General features: G+C 61.8%; 17 protein-coding genes. 8 read left to right on the top strand and 9 right to left on the bottom strand.

From position 1 onward, the window contains the following. Entirely contained in the window at window positions 1-897 is an 897-nt protein-coding gene (locus R3E82_12160; GenBank protein MEZ5551637.1) for an alpha/beta hydrolase, read from the top strand. 463 nt (window positions 898-1,360) lie between these two features. On the opposite strand, the gene R3E82_12155 is transcribed toward R3E82_12160, so the two are convergent. The 4 genes from R3E82_12155 to R3E82_12140 all read right to left on the bottom strand — a co-directional run bounded on the left by R3E82_12155 (window position 1,361) and on the right by R3E82_12140 (window position 9,009). Next, window positions 1,361-2,005, bottom strand: coding sequence for a class I SAM-dependent methyltransferase (locus tag R3E82_12155; GenBank protein ID MEZ5551636.1), 645 nt, complete (start codon window positions 2,003-2,005; stop codon window positions 1,361-1,363). 31 nt (window positions 2,006-2,036) lie between these two features. Next, complete coding sequence (locus R3E82_12150) at window positions 2,037-4,373, bottom strand: penicillin acylase family protein (protein ID MEZ5551635.1); 2,337 nt, start codon at window positions 4,371-4,373, stop codon at window positions 2,037-2,039. Between the two features lie 212 nt (window positions 4,374-4,585). Further along, window positions 4,586-5,920, bottom strand: coding sequence for a ribonucleotide-diphosphate reductase subunit beta (locus R3E82_12145; protein ID MEZ5551634.1), 1,335 nt, complete (start codon window positions 5,918-5,920; stop codon window positions 4,586-4,588). A gap of 74 nt (window positions 5,921-5,994) precedes the next feature. After that, a complete protein-coding gene (locus tag R3E82_12140; protein ID MEZ5551633.1) occupies window positions 5,995-9,009 on the bottom strand; it encodes a ribonucleoside-diphosphate reductase subunit alpha in 3,015 nt (1,004 codons plus the stop codon). A gap of 908 nt (window positions 9,010-9,917) precedes the next feature. On the opposite strand from R3E82_12140, the gene glpK reads away from it, so the two are divergent. From glpK to R3E82_12125, 3 genes are all read left to right on the top strand, one after another. Beyond that, the gene (glpK, locus tag R3E82_12135) at window positions 9,918-11,408 is read left to right on the top strand and encodes a glycerol kinase GlpK (GenBank protein ID MEZ5551632.1); all 1,491 of its coding nucleotides are present in this window, start codon (window positions 9,918-9,920) and stop codon (window positions 11,406-11,408) included. A 91-nt stretch (window positions 11,409-11,499) separates the two neighbouring features. Beyond that, entirely contained in the window at window positions 11,500-12,594 is a 1,095-nt protein-coding gene (locus R3E82_12130) for a GGDEF domain-containing protein (protein MEZ5551631.1), read from the top strand. A gap of 41 nt (window positions 12,595-12,635) precedes the next feature. Next, entirely contained in the window at window positions 12,636-16,709 is a 4,074-nt protein-coding gene (locus tag R3E82_12125; GenBank protein MEZ5551630.1) for a DUF1631 family protein, read from the top strand. Window positions 16,710-17,298: 589 nt separating this feature from the next. On the opposite strand, the gene argF is transcribed toward R3E82_12125, so the two are convergent. The 3 genes from argF to R3E82_12110 form a co-directional block, all read right to left on the bottom strand. Beyond that, complete coding sequence (gene argF / locus R3E82_12120; GenBank protein MEZ5551629.1) at window positions 17,299-18,213, bottom strand: ornithine carbamoyltransferase; 915 nt, start codon at window positions 18,211-18,213, stop codon at window positions 17,299-17,301. A 3-nt stretch (window positions 18,214-18,216) separates the two neighbouring features. After that, window positions 18,217-19,380: an aspartate aminotransferase family protein gene (locus R3E82_12115; GenBank protein ID MEZ5551628.1), complete on the bottom strand. Its 1,164-nt coding sequence runs from the start codon at window positions 19,378-19,380 to the stop codon at window positions 18,217-18,219. A gap of 157 nt (window positions 19,381-19,537) precedes the next feature. Next, on the bottom strand, window positions 19,538-20,737 hold the full coding sequence (locus tag R3E82_12110; protein MEZ5551627.1) for a PatB family C-S lyase: 1,200 nt from the start codon (window positions 20,735-20,737) through the stop codon (window positions 19,538-19,540). A gap of 96 nt (window positions 20,738-20,833) precedes the next feature. Here R3E82_12110 and grxD point away from each other — a divergent pair, with 96 nt between their 5' ends. Next, the gene (gene grxD, locus R3E82_12105) at window positions 20,834-21,178 is read left to right on the top strand and encodes a Grx4 family monothiol glutaredoxin (protein ID MEZ5551626.1); all 345 of its coding nucleotides are present in this window, start codon (window positions 20,834-20,836) and stop codon (window positions 21,176-21,178) included. 22 nt (window positions 21,179-21,200) lie between these two features. On the opposite strand, the gene rnt is transcribed toward grxD, so the two are convergent. Beyond that, window positions 21,201-21,845 carry a ribonuclease T gene (rnt, locus tag R3E82_12100; GenBank protein ID MEZ5551625.1) on the bottom strand — a complete coding sequence of 215 codons (645 nt, stop codon included), beginning with the start codon at window positions 21,843-21,845 and terminating at the stop codon, window positions 21,201-21,203. 118 nt (window positions 21,846-21,963) lie between these two features. On the opposite strand from rnt, the gene R3E82_12095 reads away from it, so the two are divergent. The 3 genes from R3E82_12095 to murI all read left to right on the top strand — a co-directional run bounded on the left by R3E82_12095 (window position 21,964) and on the right by murI (window position 24,684). Then, on the top strand, window positions 21,964-22,995 hold the full coding sequence (locus tag R3E82_12095; GenBank protein MEZ5551624.1) for an OmpA family protein: 1,032 nt from the start codon (window positions 21,964-21,966) through the stop codon (window positions 22,993-22,995). A gap of 291 nt (window positions 22,996-23,286) precedes the next feature. After that, window positions 23,287-23,871 (top strand): hypothetical protein, encoded by a 585-nt coding sequence (locus R3E82_12090; protein ID MEZ5551623.1) that lies wholly within the window; start codon window positions 23,287-23,289, stop codon window positions 23,869-23,871. Between the two features lie 9 nt (window positions 23,872-23,880). Further along, entirely contained in the window at window positions 23,881-24,684 is an 804-nt protein-coding gene (gene murI, locus R3E82_12085; GenBank protein ID MEZ5551622.1) for a glutamate racemase, read from the top strand. Window positions 24,685-24,721: 37 nt separating this feature from the next. Here the strand turns inward: murI and nth are convergent, their stop codons facing one another. After that, window positions 24,722-25,360 carry an endonuclease III gene (gene nth / locus R3E82_12080; GenBank protein MEZ5551621.1) on the bottom strand — a complete coding sequence of 213 codons (639 nt, stop codon included), beginning with the start codon at window positions 25,358-25,360 and terminating at the stop codon, window positions 24,722-24,724. Between the last annotated feature and the right edge of the window lies 1 nt (window position 25,361).

Raw genomic sequence — 25,361 nt, 5'->3', positions numbered from 1 at the left:
ATGGCGCGGTGGGACAAAGGCGGTGGTTCCACCATCCCCGAGTGGTTCTTCGAGGCGGTGGAAACCGAATACGAGACCGGCTCGGTCGAGGTCGACGAGTGCGATGTGGTTTATCAGCACTGGAAGGGCGGCAGTGGTAAACGCGGGCTGCTGCTCATACACGGCATGTATGCCCACTCCCACTGGTGGGACTTCATCGCACCCGCCTTCCTGGACAGTTACGACGTCGCGGCGACCAATCTCACCGGGATGGGGGATTCGGACTTCCGCTACGAATACGACAGTGTCACCTATGCGGATGAAATCGTCGCGGTGTGTGATGAGCTCGGCTTCGGTAACGATGTGATGGTAGTGGCGCACAGCTTCGGCGGCGCGATGGCGGTCAAGGCCATGAACCTTTACCCGGAGCGATATGGCGGACTGATTCTGGTGGATTCCGGCATCCGCCATCCCGACGATCCACCGCCCGAGCATCTGACCATGATGATGGGCGGCAAGGGCAAGGTGTATCCCGACAAGGCAACCGCGCTCGGCCGCTTCCGCCTGCAACCGCCTCAACCCTGTGAGAACGCCTATATCCTCGAGTACATCGCCCGCCATTCCCTGCTGCCGATGGACGACGGCGGCTGGAGCTGGAAATTCGACGACGACCTGCCGGCGACCCTCAAGGGGGGTGAAAGGGTGCCCGATGACTTCCGCAATCTGCAGGTGAAGCTTGGTCTGATCTACGGTGCAAAGAGCGAACTGTTCTCCGCTCGCACGCTCGAGTACATGCGTGAACTGGTGCCACAGTCGTTTCCGGCCGTTGGCATTGAAGACGCCCAGCATCACGTGTTTCTCGACCAGCCGCAGGCGTTTATCGCTGAGCTTAAGGCGATGCTGACAAAGCTGGGTTGATCCACCGACTCTCTGTTTTTGGAGCGGATTGAGAGGCTGGGGTGGAGAGGGGAGTGTGACGGACCTACGCTCGGGCCCTCCGGGCTGCCCTCGATTGGCGGAGTTGCCTCGCGCAGAGCCGCGAGTCAATCCACCTCACTCGGCCTCGCTCCACGGTCCGCCACACTCCCCTCTCCACCCCAGCTTCGCGTTCGATCCAAGACAGCGCCGGTCGATTTCCCTGGCTGTCAGCCGGACCCACCGCCGCGAAGCTCGGGATGGTGGCCAAGGCGAGGGTGAGGACGGGCTGCGCCGGGCCGTGTAGCGAGGCCGACGACGGCGGGTTGACTCGCGTGTTCCTCACGCGAGGCAAAACGCCACAGGAGGGCACAGCGGAGCTGCCGAGCGAGGCCCGGCGCACCCCGTCCTCACCCTCGCTCTGATCAACCTCTTTCCGAACTTCGTGGCCGTGGTGCCCGTTGGATCACGCTCGAATCGCGTGAACAAACGTGTCCAGCGCGATCGAGGGGCCCGCGCCAGGCTCCGCTGACTCGTTGTGCGCCTTGTCGGTGTGGCCGGGATCACTGTCTACCGTTCGCGATACGACTTCAGCGCGCTGTATCCGGAATCCCGGGAGCGCAGCGCACAGCGCATCCACACCTGGCAGCAGCGCGGCATCCTGGGGACCGCCGACCCCGTGCTCAATATTGCTGGGGTCGTGCCCGATGTAGACGAAGCTGCCACCGGAGCGGACTGTGCTGATGAGATTCGGCAGCCAGATCTGCCGCTCATCGGGAGCGGTGTGCAGGTACAGTATGGCGAGAAGATCACAGGAATCCCGGGGCAGCGATAGTTCGGTGAGATCTGCCGTCACCCACTCGATATTCAGCGCGCGGCGTGCGGCGATCTGTCGCCCTTTGTCGATGGCCACGTCGGAAAAGTCGATGGCGGTGACAGACCAGCCCTGCTCGGCGAGCCACAGTGCATTGCGACCCTCACCACAGGCGGCATCGATGGCATGCCCGGGGGTCAGGGATTTCACCGTTTCAGCAAACAGAGTATTCGGGCCAGCTGACCAGATCAGCTCCTTCGTCGCGTAGCGTGCATTCCAGGTTTCCCGTCGGGACATGCTCGGAACTCCCTCCTCTGACTCAAATGTATCAGGGTTTCGGCAGCGGCTGCAGCTCGATCCGCAGTGCCTGGTTGGCCATCACCGCTGCGCGGGAATAGAGCAGCGGAAAGCTCTGTTCCTGCGCCCAGCCTTCGAGAAGATTGTCATAAAAGGGTGAACGGGGATCACCGGACTGACCGGGTGCGTTGGTCATCTCCGCGTCGTCCCAGTTGCCGACATCCAGCACCATGCGGAAAGAAGCGCCGGAGCGGACCAGAAAATCCCGGGGGGAATAGCCGGTATTGTTCGTGGTGTTGGCGTCGCCTCCCCGGGGATAAGCCTGGTAGGCCATCTGTCCGGCGAGTTCGGGATCGGCGAGGTGTGCCAGGGGGTGGGTGAAGCGGATCTGATGCAGATCCCCCCAGCGCCAGCCCGCAGAATTCTGTCCGAGCAGAATGCCGGTCTCCATCCAGGCGGCATCCAGAGTGGCCAGGATGAGCGCGCTGTTGGCAGGGAGTGCAACCTGTTCGAGCACGACACCGCTGTCCAGGGATGGCAGCAGGCTGCCGTTGCCGGGCAGCAGATGCTCAGCCAGGGCCGGGAGCAGATGGCGGTGGTACCAGACCGCGAAGAAAGCGGCGCGATCGGATTCCGCCGAGAGCACCGCATCCCAGTCTTTGAGCCATTCGGCGGGACCGTTGCCGTAAGGCGACCCCGGCAGCCGGGCCAGGAGTTCCCTGGCCAGCACAGACTGGTAGTCTCTCTGCAGGATGTGGGAGTCGGTGAGATCGTGGGCCTCCTGGCTCTCCAGCACCTCCCAGAGTCGGCGGTAACGCCAGGGTGCCGACCACTCGAAGCCGATGCGCTTCTCGGCGATCGGATAGTCCGGGGGCAGGTTCATGGAGTTGGCGCTGCCCGTGAAACCGCGGACTGGATTGAACTCTTCGGGCAGAACGTCCATGTCGAAAAAACCGTCCCACTCGTAGCGACCGTCGCCGGGTACCGGCAGCAGACCATCCCAGTTGTGGCGGCGCGGGAACAGGCCCGCGGGCTTGTAGCCGATGTTACCGTCCGTATCGGCGTATACCTGATTTTCCGAGGGCGCTCCCCAGCGGTTGAGGGCACCGACAAACTCCCGCCAGTTCCCGGCGCGCATGTATTCCACACTGCCGAAATAGGGCGACATGCCGGGTTTGAGCCAGGCCGCCCGCACGGCGAAGATCAGGTTGCGGGCCTTCATCACGATGGGACCATGACGGGTGAATTCCAGACGCACCGGCCGGGGAGGGCCATCGCGGACGTTGATCAGTTCTTCCACAACCTCGATACGCTCGCTGTCGCCGTCGTAGAGATAGCCGCCGCGGCGGGAGCGGTACACGTAGAGGTCTTCCTGATCGATGGGAAAAATGGTCAGACCGAAGGCAACCGTCTGGTTGTGGCCGATGGAAATACCGGGCAGAGCCGGCTCGCCCGCACCGATGACATCGAGCCCCGGGGCGTTCAGGTGGGCGATGTAACGCAGCGAGGGAGAAGCGTGTCCGCGATGCGGATCATCGGCAAGAATGGGCCGGCCGGTCGCGCTGCGCCCGGGTGCGACCACCCAGTTGTTGCTGCCCGGATCTCTGGACAGCGCCCGGCTGCGGCTCCCGGTGAGCAGAGCCGATCTGTGGTCGACGGCCGTGCTGCCGGGCGTGGCTGGATTGTCGAGCTGATCGGGGAAGCTCACCGGCGCTGTCGCGAGCAGATAGAGGTCCAGCACGTTGGCGGGTATGTCACAGGGGTCGAGACCTTCGGGGACGGATGTCTGCCAGTCCGGCTCCAGGCGGTGCCACCAGCCGGCTGCCTTCAGGCCGGTCTCTGTACCCAGCTCGCAGAGCAGCCGGGCCCGCTGCACTTCGTTTGTCACGTTGCGCCACAGTCCGTTGCTGCGGATGCGCACCACGTCTTCCGGCTGCCAGCGCGCCGGGCGGTAGTCGAGCAGATCGAATTCCGGTGGCATGAGGTGCGGCTGGAGGTCGATCAGATCGACATAGGCATTGATACCGGCGGTGAAAGCCTGGGCAATGCGTTTCGCATCAGAACCGTAAGCCAGCCATTCGGCATACATGTCCCCCCGATAGAGAAACAGCCGGGCGGCCTTGTCCTGCTCGACATGGGCTGCGCCGAACACCTCGGACAGAGTGCCTAAGCCCCGGCGTCGCCAGGTGTCGATCTGCCAGAGCCGGTCCCTGGCTGCGTTGAAACCCTGCACGAAGAAAGCGTCGTAGTGGTCGGCGGCGTAGATGTGCGGTACCCCCCAGTGATCGACGACGATCTCAGCGGGGGCGGACAGACCTGCCACAGTAAAGGTGGTGGTGGAAATGCCTGTCCCGGACGCCTCCTGCACCGCAGCAGCTCCGCCAGCGGCACAACTGAGCAGGATGAGGGCCAGGAGGAGATCGGCGAATGGGTGCTTTCGGCTTCGAGTGGCAAAGCCAGTGGTGTCTCGAATCGGGTGTTGCAGCGGGTCCCTGCCCGTCGAATTGCCAGCGCGCATAAAAAGCCCCTCCATCAGGAGGGGTTAGTGTAACGCGCCATACGCCCTGCGGACGCGGCAGATCAGTCCCAGGACAGGGCGCCGCCGGTCTGATAGTCAGTTACCCGGGTCTCGAAGAAGTTTTTCTCTTTCTTCAGATCCATGATCTCCGACATCCAGGGGAAAGGGTTCTTGACGCCGGGGAACTGCTCGGGCAGTCCGATCTGGGCCAGCCGCCGGTTGGCGATGAACTGCAGATACTCGGCCATCATGTTGGCGTTCATGCCGAGGATGCCGCGGGGCATGGTGTCTTTCGCATACTCGATCTCGAGCTGCATGCCTTCGAGAATCATCTGCCGGGCCAGAGACTGGGTTTCTTCGTCCCAGAGATGGGGATTCTCCAGCTTGATCTGATTGATCACATCGATACCGAAATTCACGTGCATCGATTCATCCCGGAGGATGTACTGGAACTGTTCTGATGTGCCCGTCATCTTGTTGCGACGACCCATGGAGAGGATCTGGGTGAAGCCGCAGTAGAAGAACACGCCTTCGAGAACGCAGTAATAGGCGATCAGGTTCTTCAGCAGTGTCCGGTCCGCCTCGGGAGTGCCCGTGTTGAAGGTCGGATCGTTGATCTCCTGAGTGTACTTCAATGCCCAGGAAGCCTTGCGGGCGACCGCAGGCACCTCATGGTACATGTTGAAGATCTCGCCTTCGTCCATGCCCAGTGATTCGATGCAGTACTGATAGGCATGGGTATGAATGGCTTCTTCAAAGGCCTGGCGCAGCAGATACTGCCGGCACTCCGGATTGGTGATCAGCCTGTAGATGGCGAGCACCAGATTGTTCGCCACCAGAGAATCCGCGGTGGAGAAGAAGCCGAGATTGCGCTTCACCACGGTGCGTTCGTCGCTGGTCAGTCCACCTTCGGATTTCCACAGGGCGATATCCGCCGTCATGTTGATTTCCTGGGGCATCCAGTGATTAGCGCAGCCGTCGAGATATTTCTGCCAGGCCCACTCGTACTTGAAGGGCACCAGCTGGTTCAGATCCGCGCGGCAGTTGATCATGCGCTTCTGATCGACCGTTACCCGGCTGTATTCGCCATCCTCCGTGACCATGGGCGCTTCCAGGGCGGCAACCGCGGCCTGGGCATCTTCCAGAGCGGAAGTTTCCGCTGCCTGCAGCAGAACCTGGGGCTCTGCAGGTTCCGCAACGTTGATGGCTGCCTCCAGAGGTGTCTGCGCCACTGCCGCAGCAGTGTCTGATTCTGCAGCGGGCACCGCGACTGGTGCTGGTGCAGCCGCCGGTGCGGCCACCGAGGTCGCAGTGCGCACCACTGCGGGAGCAGCTGCAGCAGCGGGTGCCTCAGCAGGCGCCGGGGCCATTGCAGGTGCAGTGACTGCTGCGGACATGGCCCCAGTGTCCTCATTCGATTCTTCTTCGTACTCGTCCCAACTCAACATCGTGTTTCGTCTCCTCGAATCTTTTACTGGCAGGCTTCGCAGTCCGGGTCATCCAGTGAACAGGCCAGCGGCACATCGGCAGGTGTGGCGTCTGCGAGACTGTCGTCGATCGCTGGCGCGCCCGCGGTCTGCTTCCGCGATCCCTGTGCGCCTGCTCTGGTGTCCTGCTGACTGGCAGCAACCGCATTCAGCGTGCCACGGTCCAGGGTGGACTTCTCCGCACTGGTGGCGGACAGGGCGCGGAGGTAGTAGGTGGTCTTGAGACCGCGCAACCAGGCCATACGGTAGGTGATGTCGAGTTTGCGACCCGAGGCGCCGGCAATGTAGAGATTCAGGGACTGGGCCTGATCGATCCACTTCTGCCGACGGCTGGCAGCGTCAACCAGCCAGCGTGGTTCGACCTCGAAGGCGGTGGCATACAGCCGCTTGAGTTCATCCGGTATCCGCTGGATCTGACTCAGGCTGCCGTCGTAGTACTTCAGATCGTTGACCATCACCTTGTCCCACAATCCCAGGTTCTTGAGATCGTGCACCATGAAGGGATTCACCACTGTGAATTCCCCGGACAGGTTCGATTTCACATAGAGATTCTGATAGGTGGGTTCGATCGACTGGGAAACTCCGGTGATGTTGGCGATGGTTGCCGTGGGCGCAATAGCCATCACATTGGAATTGCGCATGCCGTTGATCTGCACCTTGTTGCGCAGCTTGTCCCAGTTCAGCGTGCTGGAGAAATCAACATCGAGATGTTCATCTCCGCGCTCTGCTTTGAGCAGTTTCAGAGAGTCGATTGGCAATATGCCGCGGCTCCACAGTGAGCCGGAGAAGCTGGCGTAGGCGCCACGCTCCTTCGCCAGCCTGCAGGAGGCGTCGATCGCGTAGTAGCTGATCGCCTCCATCGAGCGGTCCGCAAAGGTCACCGCCTCGTCGCTGCCATAGGGAATACGCTGCTTGTAGAGGGCATCCTGGAAACCCATGATGCCGAGGCCCACCGGGCGATGGCGCATGTTCGATGTGCGGGCCTGGGGTACCGAGTAGTAGTTGATGTCGATCACGTTGTCGAGCATGCGCAGTGCGGTACGCACGGTCTTTTTCAGCTTTTTCAGATCCAGCTCGCCGTCGACGATGTGCTGTGGCAGGTTGACCGAACCCAGGTTACACACCGCGATCTCTTCTTCTGAAGTATTCAGTGTGATCTCGGTGCAGAGATTGGAGGAGTGAACCACGCCCACGTGCTGCTGAGGTGAGCGGACGTTGCAGACGTCCTTGAAGGTCACCCAGGGATGACCGGTCTCGAACAGCATCGAGAGCATTTTCCGCCACAGATCCTGGGCACGGATGCGTTTGAACAGCTGCAGTTCGCCGGTCCGGGTCATCGCCTCGTAGGCTTCGTAGCGGGCTTCGAATGCACGGCCGTACAGATCGTGCAGATCCACAGCGTCGCTCGGCGAAAACAGCGTCCACTCACCATCGGCGAATACCCGCTTCATGAACAGATCGGGAATCCAGTTGGCCGTGTTCATGTCATGGGTGCGCCGACGGTCATCCCCCGTGTTCTTGCGCAGTTCGAGAAATTCCTCGATGTCCAGGTGCCAGGTTTCCAGATAGGCGCACACTGCCCCTTTGCGCTTGCCACCCTGATTGACTGCGACAGCGGTGTCGTTGACGACTTTCAGGAAAGGCACCACACCCTGTGATTTCCCGTTGGTGCCTTTGATGTAGGAACCCAGTGCGCGCACCGGGGTCCAGTCATTGCCCAGACCGCCGGCCCATTTGGAGAGCAGGGCGTTGTCCCGGATCGCGCCGTAGATGCCTTCCAGATTGTCCGGCACACTGGTGAGGAAACAGGACGACAGCTGTGAGCGCAGGGTGCCCGAATTGAACAGGGTCGGGGTGGAACTCATGTAGTCGAAAGACGACAGCAGGTCGTAGAATTCTATGGCCCGGGCATTCGGATCGTCTTCCTGAATCGACAGACCCATGGCCACACGCATGAAGAACACCTGAGGCAGCTCGAAGCGGGTGCCGTCTGAGTGAATGAAGTAGCGGTCATACAGTGTCTGCAGACCCAGATAGGTGAACTGCAGATCACGCTCGGGTTTCAGCGCCGCACCGAGCGCATCCAGATCGAAGCCGGCCAGATCGGGTGACAGCAGTTCCAGCGAGATACCCCGGGCGATGAAAGCCTTCAGCGTGGCGGGATAGAGCTCCACCATCTCGCTCTGGGTGGCGCGGTGTACCGATCCTCTGCCGACTTCGAGGAACGTCATGGCTTCGGTGCGCAGTTCATCGAGCAGCAGCCTTGCGGTGACCAGGGTGTAGTTCGGCTCTTCTTCGACCAGGGTGCGAGCAGTGATGAGCAGTGACGTGCCCACATCCTTTTCCGAGATGCCGTCGTACATGTTCGCCATGGCTTCGGTGATGATGCGATCGGCATCCACGTCTTCCAGGCCCGCACAGGCTTCCTGCACCAGTCGACGCATGCGTTCGACATCCAGGTTTTCCCTGCTGCCGTCCGCGAGCACCACCTGAATCTGCGGCTTGGGCGCTGCCCCGGGGGCGGCCGCGCGGGAACGTTCCGCACGCGCGCGGGAGCGATCCTCCCGATACAGGACGTAGTCTCTGGCAACCTTGTGCTCGCCCGAGCGCATCAGAGACAGTTCCACCTGATCCTGAATGTCTTCAATGTGAATCGTGCCGCCCGATGGGAAACGACGCCTGAAGGTTGCACTGACCTGCTCACTGAGTTCAGCCACGAGTTCGCGGATGCGGGGGGACGCGGCCGCGGTACCGCCTTCCACGGCGAGGAAGGCCTTGGTCAGCGCTACGGCGATCTTGTCGTCGGTGTAGGGCACCACGGTGCCATTGCGCTTGATGACTTTGAGCTGACCCGGCGCGGTCGCCGCGATCGAGGGAGACAGAGTGCGGGTGATGGCTTCTCTTTGTGCCTCCGCCTGTGTTCCGACTGCGGCCTGAGTCGATCCTTCTGACTTTCTGGCGGCCGATTGTGCTGCTGGCTGATCCGATTGCGTGTGCATTGCTGTTGTTCTACTCCCCGCGGTTGGTTGGAGGTCTGTGCGCCGCATGCTGACGACGCAGTGGCTTATGGCGAGACCTGTTTATGTCGTTCCTGTTACATCGTTCCTGTTTTGTCGTTCCCGTCGTGTCGTTCCTGACCGTGACGCTCGTTCTCTGTGACGTTCCTGTCTGCGGCGCGCTCAGGCAGAAAGGGGCACGGCCGATCGGCAGAAGCGGGCGTGTGATTCTCTCTCTTACCTGGTCACTGCCACCTGGTCACCGCCACCTGGTCACTCTGGCCTGGTCGCAGGGCAGGTGTCACAGAAATGCGTCCCCTCCGAACATATTTCTGTTGTCGCATTTACCGTACGGCTCGAGGGAGCCCGCCGGTCGCTCTGATTGTCTCCGGGGCTTCCTTCCAGAGACCTCTCCCGGTGTTTGACCGGGAAGGGCCGCTGTGCGGGAGCCACTACATGTTGCGGTTCAGGCAAACTTGCTTTCGGAGCAGATTTCACGCCTTTCGGGGTGAATTCTGCGGCATCCGGCGGAGTTCGCTCTGCTGCGCTGTCCGGCGCCTGGGAGGATATGGATCGGGTCTAATTATTGATGGAATTCGGGCGCGAGCCCACCGACCTGCACCGACTGCCACCCCAACTGATTGACCCGCTCCTGCCCTGGGACCGCTATATCTTGGGGTTCCAGCCCAAGGCCACACAAGATAATGCGAAGCCGACAGTGTTGCAAGGATTACCCCGCTGGAGAATCGGATGAGTTTCCTGTGGATAACCTGTGGGGTTGTTGTGACCGGTTTTCGGGGCGGATTTTCGGCGCTGTCCGACCTGACGGAGGGTCCCTGGGACGTCGTCTGGCAGCGCGATAGTGACCACTATATATTGTGGTACGCATAAACCGGCTTAGAGGCAGCCATATGAGCCATATCATGGCCATCGACCAGGGTACGTCCAGTTCCAGGGTCATCATTTTCGATACCCAGGGCAGGGTGATCGGGGCGGTGGCCCATGAGTTCGACATGACTTTCCCCGCGGATGGCTGGGTGGAGCAGAATCCGGAGGTGCTCTGGCGGACAACGCTGGCTGCCGGGCGAGATGCGCTGGAACAGGCGGGCCTGAGTGGATCAGACATTGCCGCTATCGGCATCACCAACCAGAGGGAAACCACCCTGGTCTGGGATCGGCAGTCGGGTCGACCTCTGCATCCCGCCATCGTCTGGCAGGATCGCCGGACTGCCGAACGCTGTCAGGTCATGCTCGAAGACGGCATGGCCCAGACCGTATCCCGCACAACCGGGCTGGTCATCGACCCCTATTTCTCGGCCACGAAGCTGGCCTGGCTGCTCGATGAGGTGCCCGGGATCCGCCACCTGGCCGAGGCGGGGAAGGTCTGTTTCGGGACCGTGGATGCGTTTCTCATCTGGCGACTGACCAAGGGGGCAAGGCATGTCACCGATGCCAGTAATGCATCCAGAACCCAGTTGTTCGACATTGATGCACAGACCTGGTCGCGAGAACTCCTGCGCTATTTTTCGATTCCCGCCAGCCTGCTGCCGGATGTGCTGGACAGCGCGGCAGATTTTGGTGTGGCAGACCCTGAGTGGTTCGGTGCCGCAATTCCCATCTTCGGCGTGGCCGGGGACCAGCAGGCGGCCCTCATCGGCCAGGCCTGTTTCTCGACGGGCATGGCGAAGAGTACTTACGGTACCGGCTGCTTCGCGATGCTCAATACCGGCGCCACGCGGATCCACTCCCGCCAGCGCCTGCTGACGACGGTCGCATACCGGCTTGATGGCAGCACGACCTACGCGCTGGAAGGCAGTATTTTTTCTGCGGGTGTCGCGGTGAAGTGGCTGCGGGATCAGCTCGGCCTGGTGACTTCCGCCCGGGAAACCGAAGCAGCAGCGCGGCGCACGGGCGGTGATACCCGGGGGGTATATCTGGTGCCCGCATTCACCGGGCTCGGGGCCCCTCACTGGGCGCCTGCGGCGCGGGGGCTGCTCAGCGGACTCACACTGGACACCAATCGGGACCATCTGATCACCGCGACTCTGGCCAGCGTGGCATATCAGAGTGCGGAGCTGGTGGATGCGATGGCGGCGGACGGTGTGGCCCTCGCCGGCCTCCGTGTCGATGGCGGCATGGTCGTCAATGACTGGCTGTGTCAGTTCCTGGCGGACATTATCGATCTGCCCGTTGAGCGTCCTGTGAACATTGAAACCACCGCACTGGGCGCCGCTGTGCTGGCTGCACTCGGGGCAGGTCTGGCCGGAGATTTCTCCGAAGCGACCGCGATGTGGCAGCTGGACCAGGAGTTCCGGCCCGCCATGGCGGTGCTCGAGCGCGACCGTCTGCTCGGAGGCTGGCGCCGTGCGGTGGCCCGGACCCTCCTCGACCCAAGGGTTTGAGCGCGCAAAGCGTACATACCCGATACAAGACATCACTTGAGCAGAGCAGGCGCTGACTAGAATAGGCAGCACGTTTACCTGTGCTGGGCGTATGGCTGTGTTTTCCGCCGCAGAATATTTCAACAACCGGACCAACCGGATCTCCTTCGGCGCTGTGGGCGTGATGGTTTACGCGGCTGTCTGTCTGTCCCTGCGACAGGTTGGCCATCTGAATGTGGCGGCTTCAGCCGTGCACCTGCTGGTGGGTGTCTGGGCGGCCGGGCTGCTGACGCTGATGCTGACCGATGATGCCTCGAGTCGATTCGCCAGCGGTGCGCTGTCCCTCAGTAAGGCGCTCTGGTGCAACGTCGGCGTGGTGCTGACCGCGGTGCTGGTTCCCCATCCGTTTCGGCTGCTGCTGCTGGTTGTGCCGCTGTTCGGACTCCTTTACACGGCACTGCATCTGGACCTGCGTCAGCTGGTGATCGTCACTCTGGTCACCTGGAGTGCCTACGCAGGCAGTGTGCTGCTGCTGTCCGCAGTGGCAGCAGTCGATCCCGGTTTCGAGCTCATGCTCGGCCTTGCCTTCACTGCCATGATCGTGGCAATGGCGATCATGGCCCAGGAAGTGACAGCGTTGCGCACGGCCTTCGAGCGACGGCGCGATAAGCTCAACGAGGCAATGGAGCAGCTGTCCGAACTCGCCATGCGCGATGAACTGACTGGTCTGTACAACCGTCGCTACATCATGGATGTGCTGGCCCGACAGAAAGCGCTCGCGGATCGGGGCCACCCGGGATTCACGCTCTGCTACTGTGACCTGGATCACTTTAAACTGGTCAACGATCGCTTCGGCCATCAGCGGGGTGACCGGGTACTGCGCGACTTCGCAGAAGCGGCACTTGGCGTAGTCCGCTCCGTGGACTTTGTCGCCAGACTGGGTGGCGAGGAGTTTCTGCTGGTGCTCATCGGGGCGGATCAGGCGACCGCCCGGCGGGTCTCCGAGCGCCTCTGTGAAAGCACTCGACGCATGCAGATCGGGCCGGAAATGGAACCCCTGGCGCTGACCGTATCCGTGGGGATTTCCAGCTACCGGCGTGGAGAGCGACTCGAGGATGTGATCCAGCGCGCAGACCGGGCACTGTATACAGCAAAGTTCGGTGGCAGAGACAGGATCGAACTCGCAGATTCCGCAGCCTGCGCGTGACCTCACACGGGATATCGGGTAATGTCCGGACGGTTTCGCAGATGGATCCTGCATTAGTGAATCGCCGTAAATTTCCTCGGCAACCCATATCGCTTTCCGCCCTCGTGCACCCCCAGCAGGGTCGCTCCTGGCTGTGCACGATTCGTGACTTCTGTCAGGAGGGCATGTTGCTCGCGGGTGCAGGTGGCGCCCGGTCGCTCGGAGCGACCGGCGCAGATCCGAAAGCCGGCGACGAAATTGCGCTGCATTTCTCTGTGGCCACACCGGCGGGTCAGAGACACTACCGGACCCAGGCGCGCATCGCGCGCATCTCCGACTCCGGCAATGGGCTCGGTGTGCTCTTTCCTCAGGGGATGCCGGAAGAGGCCTTCAACTCTCTGATTGAGTTCGCAGTCGCATCCGGCACGCTCGCGCGATCGGCCGTGGGGGGCACAGAGCCTGCTGAGGACCAGAGCGCGGACTCCGGCGAAGCGGCGGGGAGTTCGAGGCGCGGCCAGAAAGAGCATCAGGAGATTCCCGAACAGCTGCTGCGGGACCGCCGCATAAGCGATGATGACGCAGCCGCCATCCGCACCAAGATCCGTCGTGTGGTGCAACGTGCACTCGATCGAATCTGCTCCCAGTTCTTCGGCATCGTCGACAACGAACTGCTTGTCAAGGCGCGGGATGCCGGTACCAACGCGATGCAGACGATGTATTTCGAGGGTCTTGAAATCCTCGAGAAAAACAAAGACCGGATGCGCCACGATTTCATCGGTGACGTGCTTCGGCAGATCGATCAGGTTTCCGAACTGCAGGATGTCCTGGGTCGACGGCGACGCAGGGAATCAGGTAATACGCCCAAACTCGAGCTGGTGGACACCGAAAAGTTCGAAGAGTGGCTGGCAGTGGCCGAGGTGATTTCGAAAGCCGAAAACCGCTATCACGAAGACCTTCTCGATCTGCGGGCACAGCTTGGCCTCATTGCCAAGCCATGGACGCACAAGGACGTGGTTCCGGTTGGACCGGCAGTTTTCACCTGGGCCTTCGACGATGCGATCAGCGATTTCGAATTCCGAAGGGTCGTGAAGCAGGATATCTATCACTGTTTCGAAAATGCCCTGATGCCGATGCTCGGCAATCTCTACTCGGCGCTCGGCAAACTGCTCGAAGACAGCAATGTATTCCCGTCGGTGGAAGAGCTGCGGGAATCGCTGCAGCGGGCATCGGTGCGGCGCACACCATCCGGCGTGAAGGTTGAGCCCGAGGCCTACCAGGAGATGGAAACCTCGGTGCGGGAAGCCACGATGGCGGCGGAGGGGCTTGGCCCGGCGGTACCCCGGGTGGACCACAACCCGTTTGTGCAGCCGGCGGGAGCCAACCGTGGCCTGTACAACACCGCCCGAACCATTCTGAATATCGACCGGCGCACCAAGGCCCTGCTCGGCAAGGCGCCGGACGATATCCTTGCGACTCCGGATACACCGCCCGCTGATACCTTCGGCACGACTGACATTCTGGCTGCACTGTCCACCATCGAATCCGAATTCGGCGATGCGTCCCTCACCGACCGGAGGCTGCGCCCTCGCCTGGTGGAGATCCTGCGCAGTCGCCACGGTGATCGCAAACGTTTCGCCGAGGATGACTACGATACCCTCAGCGTCATGGAGAACCTGGTGGGTTCCCTGCGCGATGATCGTCTGCTGACAGACGGCATCCGTGAGTGGATCCAGCGCCTCGAAATCACACTGAACAAGCTCGCAGCCCAGGACCCGGGATTTCTGCGTCCCGAATCCGACAGTCCGCACAGCGCGGTACAGATGCTCAACCAGCTCGCCCGGCTGGGTAATCAGAAGGACACCCGTGAAGGTATCGACCGGGAGGTCGGCCGCCGGGTGGATGAGCTGCTGCAGAAGGTGGTGAAGGAATACGACCGGAACCCGGAAGTGTTCACCGAAGTGGTGGACGAACTGCACCCTCTGGTGGATAAACAGACGCGCGCTTATCGCGGCAACATCGAACGCACCGTGCGGGCGAGCGAAGGACAGCAGAAACTGGCCCGGGCCCGGCGTCGGGTGCTCAAAGAGATTGATTCACGTTTTTCCGGAGAACGGGTTCCCGATCTGCTCCTCGAGCTGCTGAACCCGGGCTGGCGCAATCTCCTGGTGCACACACACCTGCGTCGCGGTGTGGACAGCAACGAATGGCACGATCAGCTGGGTCTGATCGATCAGCTCTGGGGTCAGCTCGATGGCAGCATTGCGCCAGGCACGGAAGGTTATGTCGACCCGGATGTGCTGCTCAAGCGGGTAGTGTCCGGCCTCAACAGCATTTCCTTCGACCCCAGCAAACGCACACCGCTGATCATGAAACTGTCGTCCGCGCTGGTCGGTGACACGACCGGCAAGCGGACCAATGTCACCTACAGCCCCGTGGAGCCCAGTGGCATCGCCGATGCCCTCGGTCTGGAAGGGCTCCTGCCGGAATCCGATCCGGTTCTCGAAACCGAAGACGAAGACGTGCGCCGCAGCTGGTCCAGGGCGGTGGAGCGTGCGCGTCGGATGCAGGTCGGCGAGTGGCTGGCTGCGACCGATCCTCAGGGTCGCCCGCTGATCCTGACCGTCGCCTTTGTGGGTGACGATGCGTCTTCCTTTGTGCTCGCCAATCGTAAAGGCGTGAAGAACCGGGAGCTCAACCTGAAAGCCATGGCCGATGGTCTGCATCAGGGTGAGATCACGCTGCTGGACGACTACGATCTGCCGCTGATGGAGCGTGCCTCGCAGCGCATGCTGGAGAACATGCACAAACAGCTGGCATTCCAGGCCAGCCACGACGATCTCACCCAGCTCATCAACCGCAAGGAATTCGAGCGCCATGTGACTGCGAGTATCCAGAGCGCGAGAGGCGAAGAGCTGCAGCACGCCCTCCTGTATCTCGACCTCGATCAGTTCAAGATCGTGAACAATACCAGTGGTCACACCGCAGGAGACGAGCTCCTGAAGATGATCGCCGATCAGATCAGCAAGGCGCTGTCGAATTATCAGGCTACGCTGGGTCGACTCGGCGGTGACGAATTCGGGGTGCTGGTGGAGAACATCGGAACCCAGGAAGCGCGGGACCTGGCGGAAGACCTGCTCAATGTGGTGCGGAGCTCCAAGTTCGAATGGGATGGCCGCAAGTACAACCTTTCCGCCAGCATGGGTCTGGTGTTTGTGGATCAGACCACGGAACACGTCGACAGCCTGATGCAGTACGCGGACGAAGCCTGCTACACCGCCAAGGATGCAGGTCGCAACCGACTGCAGGAATACGAACTCGGCGATGCCAAGATGCAGCGTCGGCATGGAGTGATGGAGTGGGTCAGTCACCTGGACAAGGCGATCGAAGAAGACCGGCTGATCCTCAACTGTCAGCGCATCGAGCCGATTCTCAACGGCAAGACAGGCAAGGGTGCCGGCGCGGGCGCTAAAAAGAGCAATGATTTCCATTATGAAATCCTGCTCACCATGATCGATGAGTTCGGCGACACCATGCCGCCGACGGATTTCATCATTGCGGCCGAGACATACAACCGCATGACGGCCATCGACCGCTGGGTCATTGAGCGGGTGCTGCACTGGATGTCGCTGAATCGTGACAAGCTCGATCATTTTGCGGGCTTTTCGATCAATGTGTCGGGACACAGCGTCAACGACGAGACGTTCCCGGACTTCGTGCTCGAACAGTTCTCGAAGAGTCAGGCGCCGACCAGCAAGGTCTGTTTCGAGATCACCGAGACCGCCGCCATCGCGAATCTGGAAAACGCCGTGGACTTCATGAATCGCATGAAGATCATCGGCTGTCAGTTCTCACTGGATGACTTCGGCACCGGCCTGTCGTCCTACTCCTACCTGCGCAATCTCCCGGTGGACTTCGTGAAGATCGATGGCGTGTTTGTGAAGGACATCGTCGACAATCCGGGCGACTATGCGGTCGTGCGCTCGATCAACGAGATCGGTCACTACATGGGTAAGCGCACCATTGCCGAGTACGTGGAAAGCGGCGACGTGCTGGATCGGCTCAAGGAAATCGGTGTCGATTTCGCTCAGGGTTATCACATCGCGAAACCGCATCTGCTCGAGGATCTGAGGCTTTAGGCTGAAACCGCATCTGTCGCTGATTCGTGGCTGATGACATGGGCGGTTGATCTCGCTGGACTGATGTTCGGCGGGCTGTTTTCGGAGCGTATTGCGAGGCTGTGGTGGTGAGGGGGTTGCGCCGGACCTACGCTCGGGCCCTCCGGGCTTCCCTCCCTCGGCGGAGTTGCCCCGAAGCGGGTCAATCCACCTCACTCGGCCTCGCTCCACGGTCCGACGCAACCCCCTCACCCCACAGCTTCGAGATGGCTCCTTGACCGGCCGCTGAGACCAGATCAGCGCTGGAGCCTCCTGTGCGATTCACGAAATGCCGTATCCGCGGATCCGCATTCAGGGCCCGGAGATCTTCTGACCCTCAGATCGTAGCGCGGCCACGAAGCTTGGAAAGAGTCAGCAAGCGTGGGCGAAGACCCGCTACCCCGGGCCGTGGAGCGAGGCCGAGTAAGGCTTTTTGACTCGCGGGCTTCCCGCGGGGCAAAAAGCTGCACGAGGGCACAGCGGAGCTGCCGAGCGAGGTCCGGGGTAGCGGGTCTTCGCCCACGCCCTGATCAACCTCTCTCCGAATTTCGCCTGACCGCAGCATGGAGCGTCAGCAGTCGCCGTTGATGAGAAATTCCAGCAGCGCTTTCTGACTGTGGAGCCGGTTACCGGCTTCATGAAAGACGCAGGAGCGCGGATCGTCCAGCAGGGTTCGGCTGATTTCTTCACCCCGATGGGCTGGCAGACAGTGCATGAAGAGCACGTCGGAGCGTGCGCCATCGAGCAGCGCCTCATCCACCTGAAAGCCCTTGAACGCGGCTGCCCGGGTGTCTTCCTCGCCTTCGTGGCCCATGGAGGACCAGACGTCGGTGACCACCAGATCCGCGTTGGCGACGGCCTCGACGGCGGTCTCCACCAGTGTGGCGTTGTTGGTACTGGCAAGCACGCTGGCGTCGGGACGATAGCCCTCGGGGGAGGCGATCTTCAGATTAAAACCCCATTGCCGCGCCGCATTGATATAGGAATGGCACATGTTGTGGCCATCGCCCACGAAGGCCACCGTGCGCCCTTCAATCGGCCCGCGCAGTTCCTCGAAGGTCTGCACATCCGCCAGCAGCTGGCAGGGGTGGGAGCGGGTGGTCATCGCGTTGATCACCGGCACCGTGGCAGTCCGGGCGAACTGTTCGATCAGGTTCTGCTCGCGGGTACGGATGATGACTACATCCACCATCTCCGACAGCACCCGGGCGGTGTCTTCCACCGGCTCGCCACGGCCCAGCTGACTGCTTTCCGGATCCAGATACAGGGCTGTGCCGCCAAGCTGGCTCATGCCGACTTCGAAGGCCACCCGGGTACGGGTTGAATTGAGTTCAAAGATCATCGCCGCGGTGCGGCCATCGAGCGTCTTCGGATGATTGTGGCGCGGCTGCAGACTGCGCAGCGCCATTCCGCGGCGAACGATTTGCCGCAGTTCTTCCGTCGACAGATCCAGGAGTGTGAGAAAGTCCCGCTTGGCGGTGCTCATGGATCAGCCGCCGTTAAGGACTCGCGCCACGCGTGCAATCAGATCATCGGCTTCCGCGTCGGTGAGGATCAGCGGAGGCAGCAGGCGTACCACGGTGTCGTGAGTAACATTGATCAACACACCGGCTTCCAGGGCTGCAGCCACAAGTTCGGTGCAGGGATCCCGGAATTCGATACCGATCATCAGACCTTTACCGCGCACGGCGACGACCTGGTTGTTGCCGGAAAGTGCGCTGCGCAGGCCGTTGACGATGCGCTCACCGAGTTCGGCGGCGCGGGGCATGAGATTCTCTGATTCCAGAGTGTCCAGCACTGCCAGTCCGGCAGCGCAGGCGAGCAGATTGCCGCCGAAGGTGGAGCCGTGATTACCCGCCTGGAGCACGTCCGCCGCTTCACCCCGGGCCAGGCAGGCGCCGATCGGCATGCCGTTGCCCAGGCCTTTCGCGGTGGTGACCACGTCCGGCAGGATTCCCGACTGCTGATAGGCAAAGAACGTCCCGGTACGGCCGTTGCCGGTCTGCACTTCATCGAGCATCAGCAGCCAGTTGTGTTCGTCGCAGATGCGGCGCAGCCCTGCAAGGTAGTCATCGTCGGGAATGAGAATTCCACCTTCCCCGAGCACGGGTTCGACCAGGATCGCAACCACGTCCGGATTGTTGTCAGCGATAAGGCTGATCGCCGCCAGGTCGTTGTAGGGCGCGCGAACGAATCCCTTCACCAGAGGTTCGAAACCAGCCTGAGCCTTGCGGCTGCCGGTGGCAGTGAGTGTGGCCAGGGTGCGGCCATGGAAGCTGTCTTCCACCACCACGATCGCTGGATCCTTGACGCCGCGCTTGTGGGCACGCAGGCGGGCGAGTTTGATCGCGGCTTCATTGGCTTCCGCGCCGGAGTTGCCGAAGAAGACCCGATCCATACCGGATATTCTGCACAGCCGGTCCGCCAGTTCGCTCTGCAGGGGCACTTCGTAAAGGTTGGACGTGTGCAGCAGGGTGGCTGCCTGTTCGCTGAGTGCACGGGTGACGGCAGGATGGGCGTGGCCGAGACCGCATACGGCAATACCGGAGAGCGCATCCAGATAGCGCTTGCCGCTGGTATCTTCCAGATAGGCGCCACTGCCACGCACGAATGCCACGGGAAGTCGTCTGTAGGTCGTCATGAGGTGGTTCATGGCAGTCCGGTTTCCTGCGCCCGAAAACGAAAACAGGCAGCCAGCGCCGCCTGCGAAAGGGGAAGAATGCTACTGCAGCGCTGGATTCAGATCAATGTGGGCGGCAGAGCGCTTTTGCACCTGCGGCGGGTTTTCAGCACCCGGTGGTGGGAAACGGTCAGAGGCTGGACATGGCCGCCTGGTAACGGTCCAGACCGCGCTCGAGCATCGAACGGGGGCAGGCGAAATTGAAACGGACGAAACCCGGTCCGCCGAAGGGTGCGCCATCAGAAAGTCCGAGCCCGTGGGATTCGAAGAATGTGCCAGGACCACCGGCCACCGGTGTATCAGACAGATCGATCCAGGCGAGGTAGGTCGCTTCCACCGCTGTCATGCGATTTCCCACCACCTCCTGCACCCGGCGGTGGTTGCCGCGCAGGTAGGCGAGCAATTCCGGCAGATAGTCCGACTGGTCAGCGAACGCGGCCTGGGAGGCGGCAAAATTCAATGGCCCGATACCGGGCACAAGGCCACCCATCGAGTGGATGAATGCCCGCCGCAGCGCCAGGTCCGGGATCACTGCCACCCCGCAGCTCAGTCCGGGCATGTTATAGGTCTTGGTTGCAGCGAAAAGGGTGATGGTTCGCTCGGCGATCGTCTGCGAAAGACTGGCGACCGGGATGTGGCGCGCCTGTTCGTCGAGGATGATCGGGCTGTGAATTTCATCCGAACACAGCACCAGATTGTTGCGCAGGCAGAAATCGGCAAGCAGTGAAAGTTCAGCCCGTGTGTAGGCGCGGCCTGTGGGGTTCTGCGGGTTGCTGAGCAGCAGCAGACGAACGGGTGCGCCGGTCCACTGATCGAGGGCATCCTGCATGGCATCGAAATCCATGCACCAGCGGGCGCCGTCGCGCACCAGAGGAACGCTGAGGGCCTGCTGGTCTGTGTTGCGGGGCACGCTCAGAAAGGGGTAGTAGACGGGTGTCGGAATCAGGATGGCGGTACCCGGGTCCGCCTTGTGCGCAGTGTCGGCGAGTCTGGCCGCTGCCAGTGCGGCCAGATTGAATCCGGTGACGACACCCGGAATCCACACCAGCCACTCTGCGGGGACGGCCCAGCCGTAGGCGCGCTGCAGCCAGCCCTGGAAGGATTCGATGAAATCCGGCGGGGTGCGCGTGTAGCCGAGGATCGGATGTTCGAGGCGCGCCCTCACCGCGTCGAGCACGAAGTACGGCGTGGGAAATTCCATGTCTGCCACCCAGTACGGCAGAATGTCGCGACCCGCGTATTTCTCCCATTTACTGCTGAAGGTAGCGCTGCGATCGATTTCGGTGTCGAATCCATAGTCCACGGACGAACTTCCTTTTGCTGCGGTCATCTAAGTTTGCGCCGCTGGTCCCTGTGCAGAATCGGCGGCAGAGGCTACAATATGCGACCCGCACTTACACAAGCCGCCGACAGGTGGAGAAGCTTCATGAGTGAACAAGTACAGACTACGATCGATACCATCAAAGAGCAGATTGGCTCCAATCCCATCCTGCTCTACATGAAGGGCTCTCCCCAGTCGCCACAGTGTGGTTTTTCCGCTCAGGCGGTGCAATGCCTGATCAGCTGCGGGCAGCGCTTCGCCTATGTCGACATCCTCAGCAACCCGGACATCCGGGCCACCCTGCCCGGCTATGCGAAATGGCCGACCTTTCCCCAGCTCTATGTGCAGGGCGAACTCGTGGGAGGCTGCGACATCATCACCGAGATGTTTGAATCCGGTGAACTCAAGACCCTCGTCGACGGCGCGGTACCCGCCGAGCCCGGAAGCTGATCGGGCTTCCATCGCGCTGGCGTCAGTCTTCGTCACCGCCCAGATTGAGGGGCGCCGGCCAGCGATTCACGATAGTGCAGAACAGCTCCGCAGTACGTTCAGCATCGTAGAGCGCGTTGTGCGCGCGGGCAGCTTCGAAGGCGATCCCCGCCCGGGCGCAGGCCTCACTCAATACCGTGTGACCGAATGCGACCGCGGCGAGCGAGGCAGTGTCGATGGCGCTGAAGGGATGGAAGGGGTTGCGCTTGATGTCGTTTCTGGCGATCGCGAGATTCAGAAACTGCTGATCGAAAGACGCGTTGTGGGCGACCAGTATGGCGCGCTGGCAGTCTGCCGCCTTGATCTGATGCCGCACCACCCGGAACATCTCCTTGAGTGCGGTATCCTCGCACAGAGCGTTGCGGTTGGGATCTTTTGGATCTATGCCCGTCACTTTCAATGCGGCGGGATCGCAGAGACTGCCGGGATAGGGTGCGACCGCTCGACGCCAGCGCTCTACAGGCACCAGTTTGTGGCCCTTGAAGCCCACGAAGACCAGAGCGACTTCGAGAATGGCATTGGTGGCCGGATTGAAGCCGCCGGTCTCCAGGTCGAGCACTACCGGCAGGAAACCCCGGAAGCGATCGGCCATCTGCGGTGCGGCATTCACGCCGTGGGATGCTGACATCGGCGCACCTTAGCACACTCCCTGATGAACCAATGAGGGCGCCTGGGGGCAGGTGCTAAAGTTTCCCGCGCCGCCGCCGATCTCACTAGAGACAGCCACAGGAAGTCAGTGAGTCCGCTTGAGCGAATCAGCCTGCAGGGGTTTCCGGATACTCGTGTCGTTGCCTCTGGCCGTCGTGGCCAGGGTGCTGCTGGCGGGCATGCCGCTCATGCTGGTTTCCCTCGTGTGGGTTGCGGGTCCTGCACGGATCCATGCGGCGGAAGCGGAGGAAAGCCCGGTGGCTGCGGCCCAGCCACCCGCGAGTCAGGGCACCGCCATGGTTCTGGGTGGTGGCATCGACGCCAGCTGGCACTTCTTCCAGCAGAACGGACTCTGCGTGCTCGAACAGCAGATTCCGGACTTCGGCACCGCACGTTTCTTCGGTGGTACCGGAACGGAACTGGTGTTCGAGCTGATGGGGCATCGGATTCTGGCAGCTGCCAGCGCTGTCAGGGTGCGCGAGCTGACCCCAACCTGGCACCCGGGGTTTCCCGCCTGGCGGGTCATCGGTGAAATGGGTGAGGTACTGCGCAATGGCGCCAGCGGTGGAGAGCCTCTGTCCGGCGAACTTCTGATGAGCCTGTATCGGGGCTATGACCTGGAGCTGGGTCCCTTCGGTACACAGCCGGAAGTCGTGCCTGCCGGTTTTGACGTGCGCATCGGCGCTCAGCGCTTCCGCACACCCTACGGTCCCTTTCTCGCCTGTACCCGCAATCCCTCGGCGTACAGCTGGGCGGACATGGAGCGCACCCGGATCAATCACGGTGAGCAGATCTGGCAACTCGAAACAGAAGATCTGATCCATCTCGAGGCCCTGGCTCAGTTTGCCCGCGAGAATCCGAGTGTGCGGGCCATCTATGTCGATGGCCATGCGGATGCCACCGGCACACCGGCGGCTAACCTCGCCCTGTCGAAGCGTCGTGCTGAGACCGTCGCACGGGCACTGGAAGGGTTTGGTGTGCCGAGTGCGATGCTGGTGCTGCGCTACCATGGTGACCGCTACCCGGTAGCTGACAACGCCACAGCGGCCGGTCGATCGGCCAATCGGCGGACCACGGTACGGCTGGCCCGTGAGGCGCCCGCCGGTGAGTCCGAAGTCGCCGGACGCTGACCGCTTCGCGTCATCGGACGCCCCTTCGCAATCCGTGTATCGGCAAGCCTGCCCGGTGCGTGTCCAGCACAGGCACCCTGGCCTGGCACCCCGGCTGTTGCGCGGTGAACAGCAGTCAGAATGATGCGAACGTCGTCACATTTGACCAGGATCGGGGCGCGTATCATCAGCGCGATGGGGCGGCTTTCATCCGCCTCGGCGGCCTGCATTCGCGCTGGCGAATCAGGTCTGCCGCCAGGCACTGCGTTTGCGTTCGGCGCAACACGCAGGAAGAAGTTATCGGAGTGATCGATGGGTAACTATCAGGTGCTTTTCAGCGGTGAAGTTTCCCAGGGTGTCAGGGAAGAGACGGTGCAGGCCAACCTGGCCCGGGAACTTGGAATAGACGATCGCAAAGCGCGGCAGCTGTTCAGCGGCCGCACCGTGGTCATCAGATCTCAGCTCACCCAGGAGGAGGCGCAACGCCTGCAGGCGCGCTTCGCGGATTTCGGTGCCTTGTGCCGGATCAAGGATCTGACTCCGAGAACGGAGCCCAAGCTCGACTATCGGATCGATCGGGACGATCGCGGCGAAGGCCGCGACGACAAGACGCTGCGTGATATCACCGCCGCGCACATGGAATGTCCGCGCTGCGGTCATCTGCAGCTCGAGACGAGCCACTGTGCACGCTGTGGTATCGATATCGGCGCGGCACTGAAAGCCAAGCGTAAAGAAGATCTGATCATCGAAAAGAAGATCCGCGAGATGCGCGACGGCCGTCAGCCGCCGCGGCCGAAGAACGTTGAAGAAATACGTTTTGAAACCGCCACGGAAAGTGAGCCCGGGAAATCAGAGCGCAAAAACGGTGTAATGTCCTGGTTCCGTAAAACCTCATAGGACTCACCTTTGACCGCATCTCCTGGTGGTGCCGACCGGATCGGCGTGTTCGACTCCGGCATGGGCGGCCTGACCGTGCTGCGCGCACTGCAGAGCGCGCTGCCGGATCGGCGTTTTCTCTATCTGGGTGACACCGCACGGCTGCCCTATGGCAGCAAGAGCGCGCATACGGTGCGCCGCTATGCGCTGCAGGCCGCCGGGTTTCTTATCGATCGGGGTGTGGGTGCACTGGTGGTGGCCTGCAACACAGCCTCTGCCTTTGCGCTGGATACCCTTCTGGAAACTTATGCGCCGCTTCCGGTATTCGGTGTGGTTGCGCCCGGCGCTGATGCCGTGCGCAGTGCGCCTGTGGCGAGCAGCGTGCTGGTACTTGCGACCGAGAGCACGGTGGGGGGCGGTGCCTATCAGCGGGAAATCCTCTCCCGTCGCCCGGATCTGCAGGTGCATGCGAGAGCCTGCCCGCTGCTCGTTACCCTCGCGGAGGAAGGCGAACATAGCGGCGACTTCTGTGAAGCAACTCTGTTGCGCTATCTGCAGGGATTCACCGGTGCGCATGCCCCGGCCACCCTGGTGCTGGGATGCACCCACTTCCCTGTGTTCCGGTCCAGTCTGGAGAAGCTGCTGCCCGGTACCCGGATCGTCGACTCCGCGGCTACCACCGCCCGGGTGGTCGCTTCAGCCCTGGCGGGGACAATGGGTACAGGCCACCCCCAGACTCAGCTGCTCGCGACGGACGGTCTGTCGCGCTTCCGCCGGGTGGGGGGCTATTTTCTGGGTCGGACGATCGAGTCGGTGGAACTGGTCGATCTCTGAGATTCGCTGAGACTCTCGCTGCGCGCAGCGATCCGGTTCACTCTGCTTCCACCTTGTGCCTGTACTCGCAGAGATCTTCAATCACACAGGCGCCGCAGCGGGGCTTGCGGGCCACGCACACATAGCGACCATGCAGGATCAGCCAGTGGTGGGCGTCGTGCAGGTACTCTTTCGGTACCACCCTGAGCAGCCGGTCTTCGACCTCCCGCACGGTCTTTCCCGGCGCGATCCGGGTGCGGTTCGCAACGCGGAAGATGTGGGTGTCCACGGCGATCGTGGGGTGACCAAACGCCGTATTCAGCACCACATTGGCCGTTTTCCGACCGACTCCCGGCAGGGCCTCGAGTGCGCTGCGGTCCTCGGGAACCTGTCCTGCGTGTTCCTTGAGCAGCACATCGCAGGTCCTGAGGATGTTGGCTGCCTTGGTATTGAACAGGCCGATGCTTTTCACATAGGACTTCAGCCGTGTGAGTCCCAGAGCCTTCATTGCAGCAGGCGTGTTCGCGACTTTGAACAGCGGTCCTGTGGCTTTGTTCACGCTGACATCGGTAGCCTGGGCAGACAGAATCACTGCGATCAGCAGCTCGAAGGGGCTTGCGTATTTGAGCTCGGTGGTGGGTGCCGGGTTGCTGGCAGCCAGACGCCTGAAGATTTCCTGTCGGATTGTCCTGTTCATC

It is taken from the genome of Pseudomonadales bacterium (assembly GCA_041395945.1).
GTDB lineage: Bacteria > Pseudomonadota > Gammaproteobacteria > Pseudomonadales > Azotimanducaceae > SZUA-309.
The sequence above is the reverse complement of the archived record's forward strand: the minus strand, read 5'-3'. Positions and strand labels throughout refer to the sequence as shown.

Coding starts and splice junctions, on each gene's coding strand:
- R3E82_12155 (MEZ5551636.1), bottom strand. CDS start 2,005: ATGTCCCGACGGGAAACCTGGAATGCACGCTACGCGACGAAGGAGCTG.
- argF (MEZ5551629.1), bottom strand. CDS start 18,213: ATGAGCACCGCCAAGCGGGACTTTCTCACACTCCTGGATCTGTCGACG.
- R3E82_12115 (MEZ5551628.1), bottom strand. CDS start 19,380: ATGAACCACCTCATGACGACCTACAGACGACTTCCCGTGGCATTCGTG.
- R3E82_12160 (MEZ5551637.1), top strand. CDS start 1: ATGGCGCGGTGGGACAAAGGCGGTGGTTCCACCATCCCCGAGTGGTTC.
- rnt (MEZ5551625.1), bottom strand. CDS start 21,845: ATGTCAGCATCCCACGGCGTGAATGCCGCACCGCAGATGGCCGATCGC.
- R3E82_12110 (MEZ5551627.1), bottom strand. CDS start 20,737: ATGACCGCAGCAAAAGGAAGTTCGTCCGTGGACTATGGATTCGACACC.
- R3E82_12145 (MEZ5551634.1), bottom strand. CDS start 5,920: ATGTCCGCAGCAGTCACTGCACCTGCAATGGCCCCGGCGCCTGCTGAG.
- R3E82_12140 (MEZ5551633.1), bottom strand. CDS start 9,009: ATGCACACGCAATCGGATCAGCCAGCAGCACAATCGGCCGCCAGAAAG.
- R3E82_12090 (MEZ5551623.1), top strand. CDS start 23,287: ATGGGTAACTATCAGGTGCTTTTCAGCGGTGAAGTTTCCCAGGGTGTC.
- R3E82_12125 (MEZ5551630.1), top strand. CDS start 12,636: ATGGATCCTGCATTAGTGAATCGCCGTAAATTTCCTCGGCAACCCATA.
- R3E82_12130 (MEZ5551631.1), top strand. CDS start 11,500: ATGGCTGTGTTTTCCGCCGCAGAATATTTCAACAACCGGACCAACCGG.
- glpK (MEZ5551632.1), top strand. CDS start 9,918: ATGAGCCATATCATGGCCATCGACCAGGGTACGTCCAGTTCCAGGGTC.
- nth (MEZ5551621.1), bottom strand. CDS start 25,360: ATGAACAGGACAATCCGACAGGAAATCTTCAGGCGTCTGGCTGCCAGC.
- grxD (MEZ5551626.1), top strand. CDS start 20,834: ATGAGTGAACAAGTACAGACTACGATCGATACCATCAAAGAGCAGATT.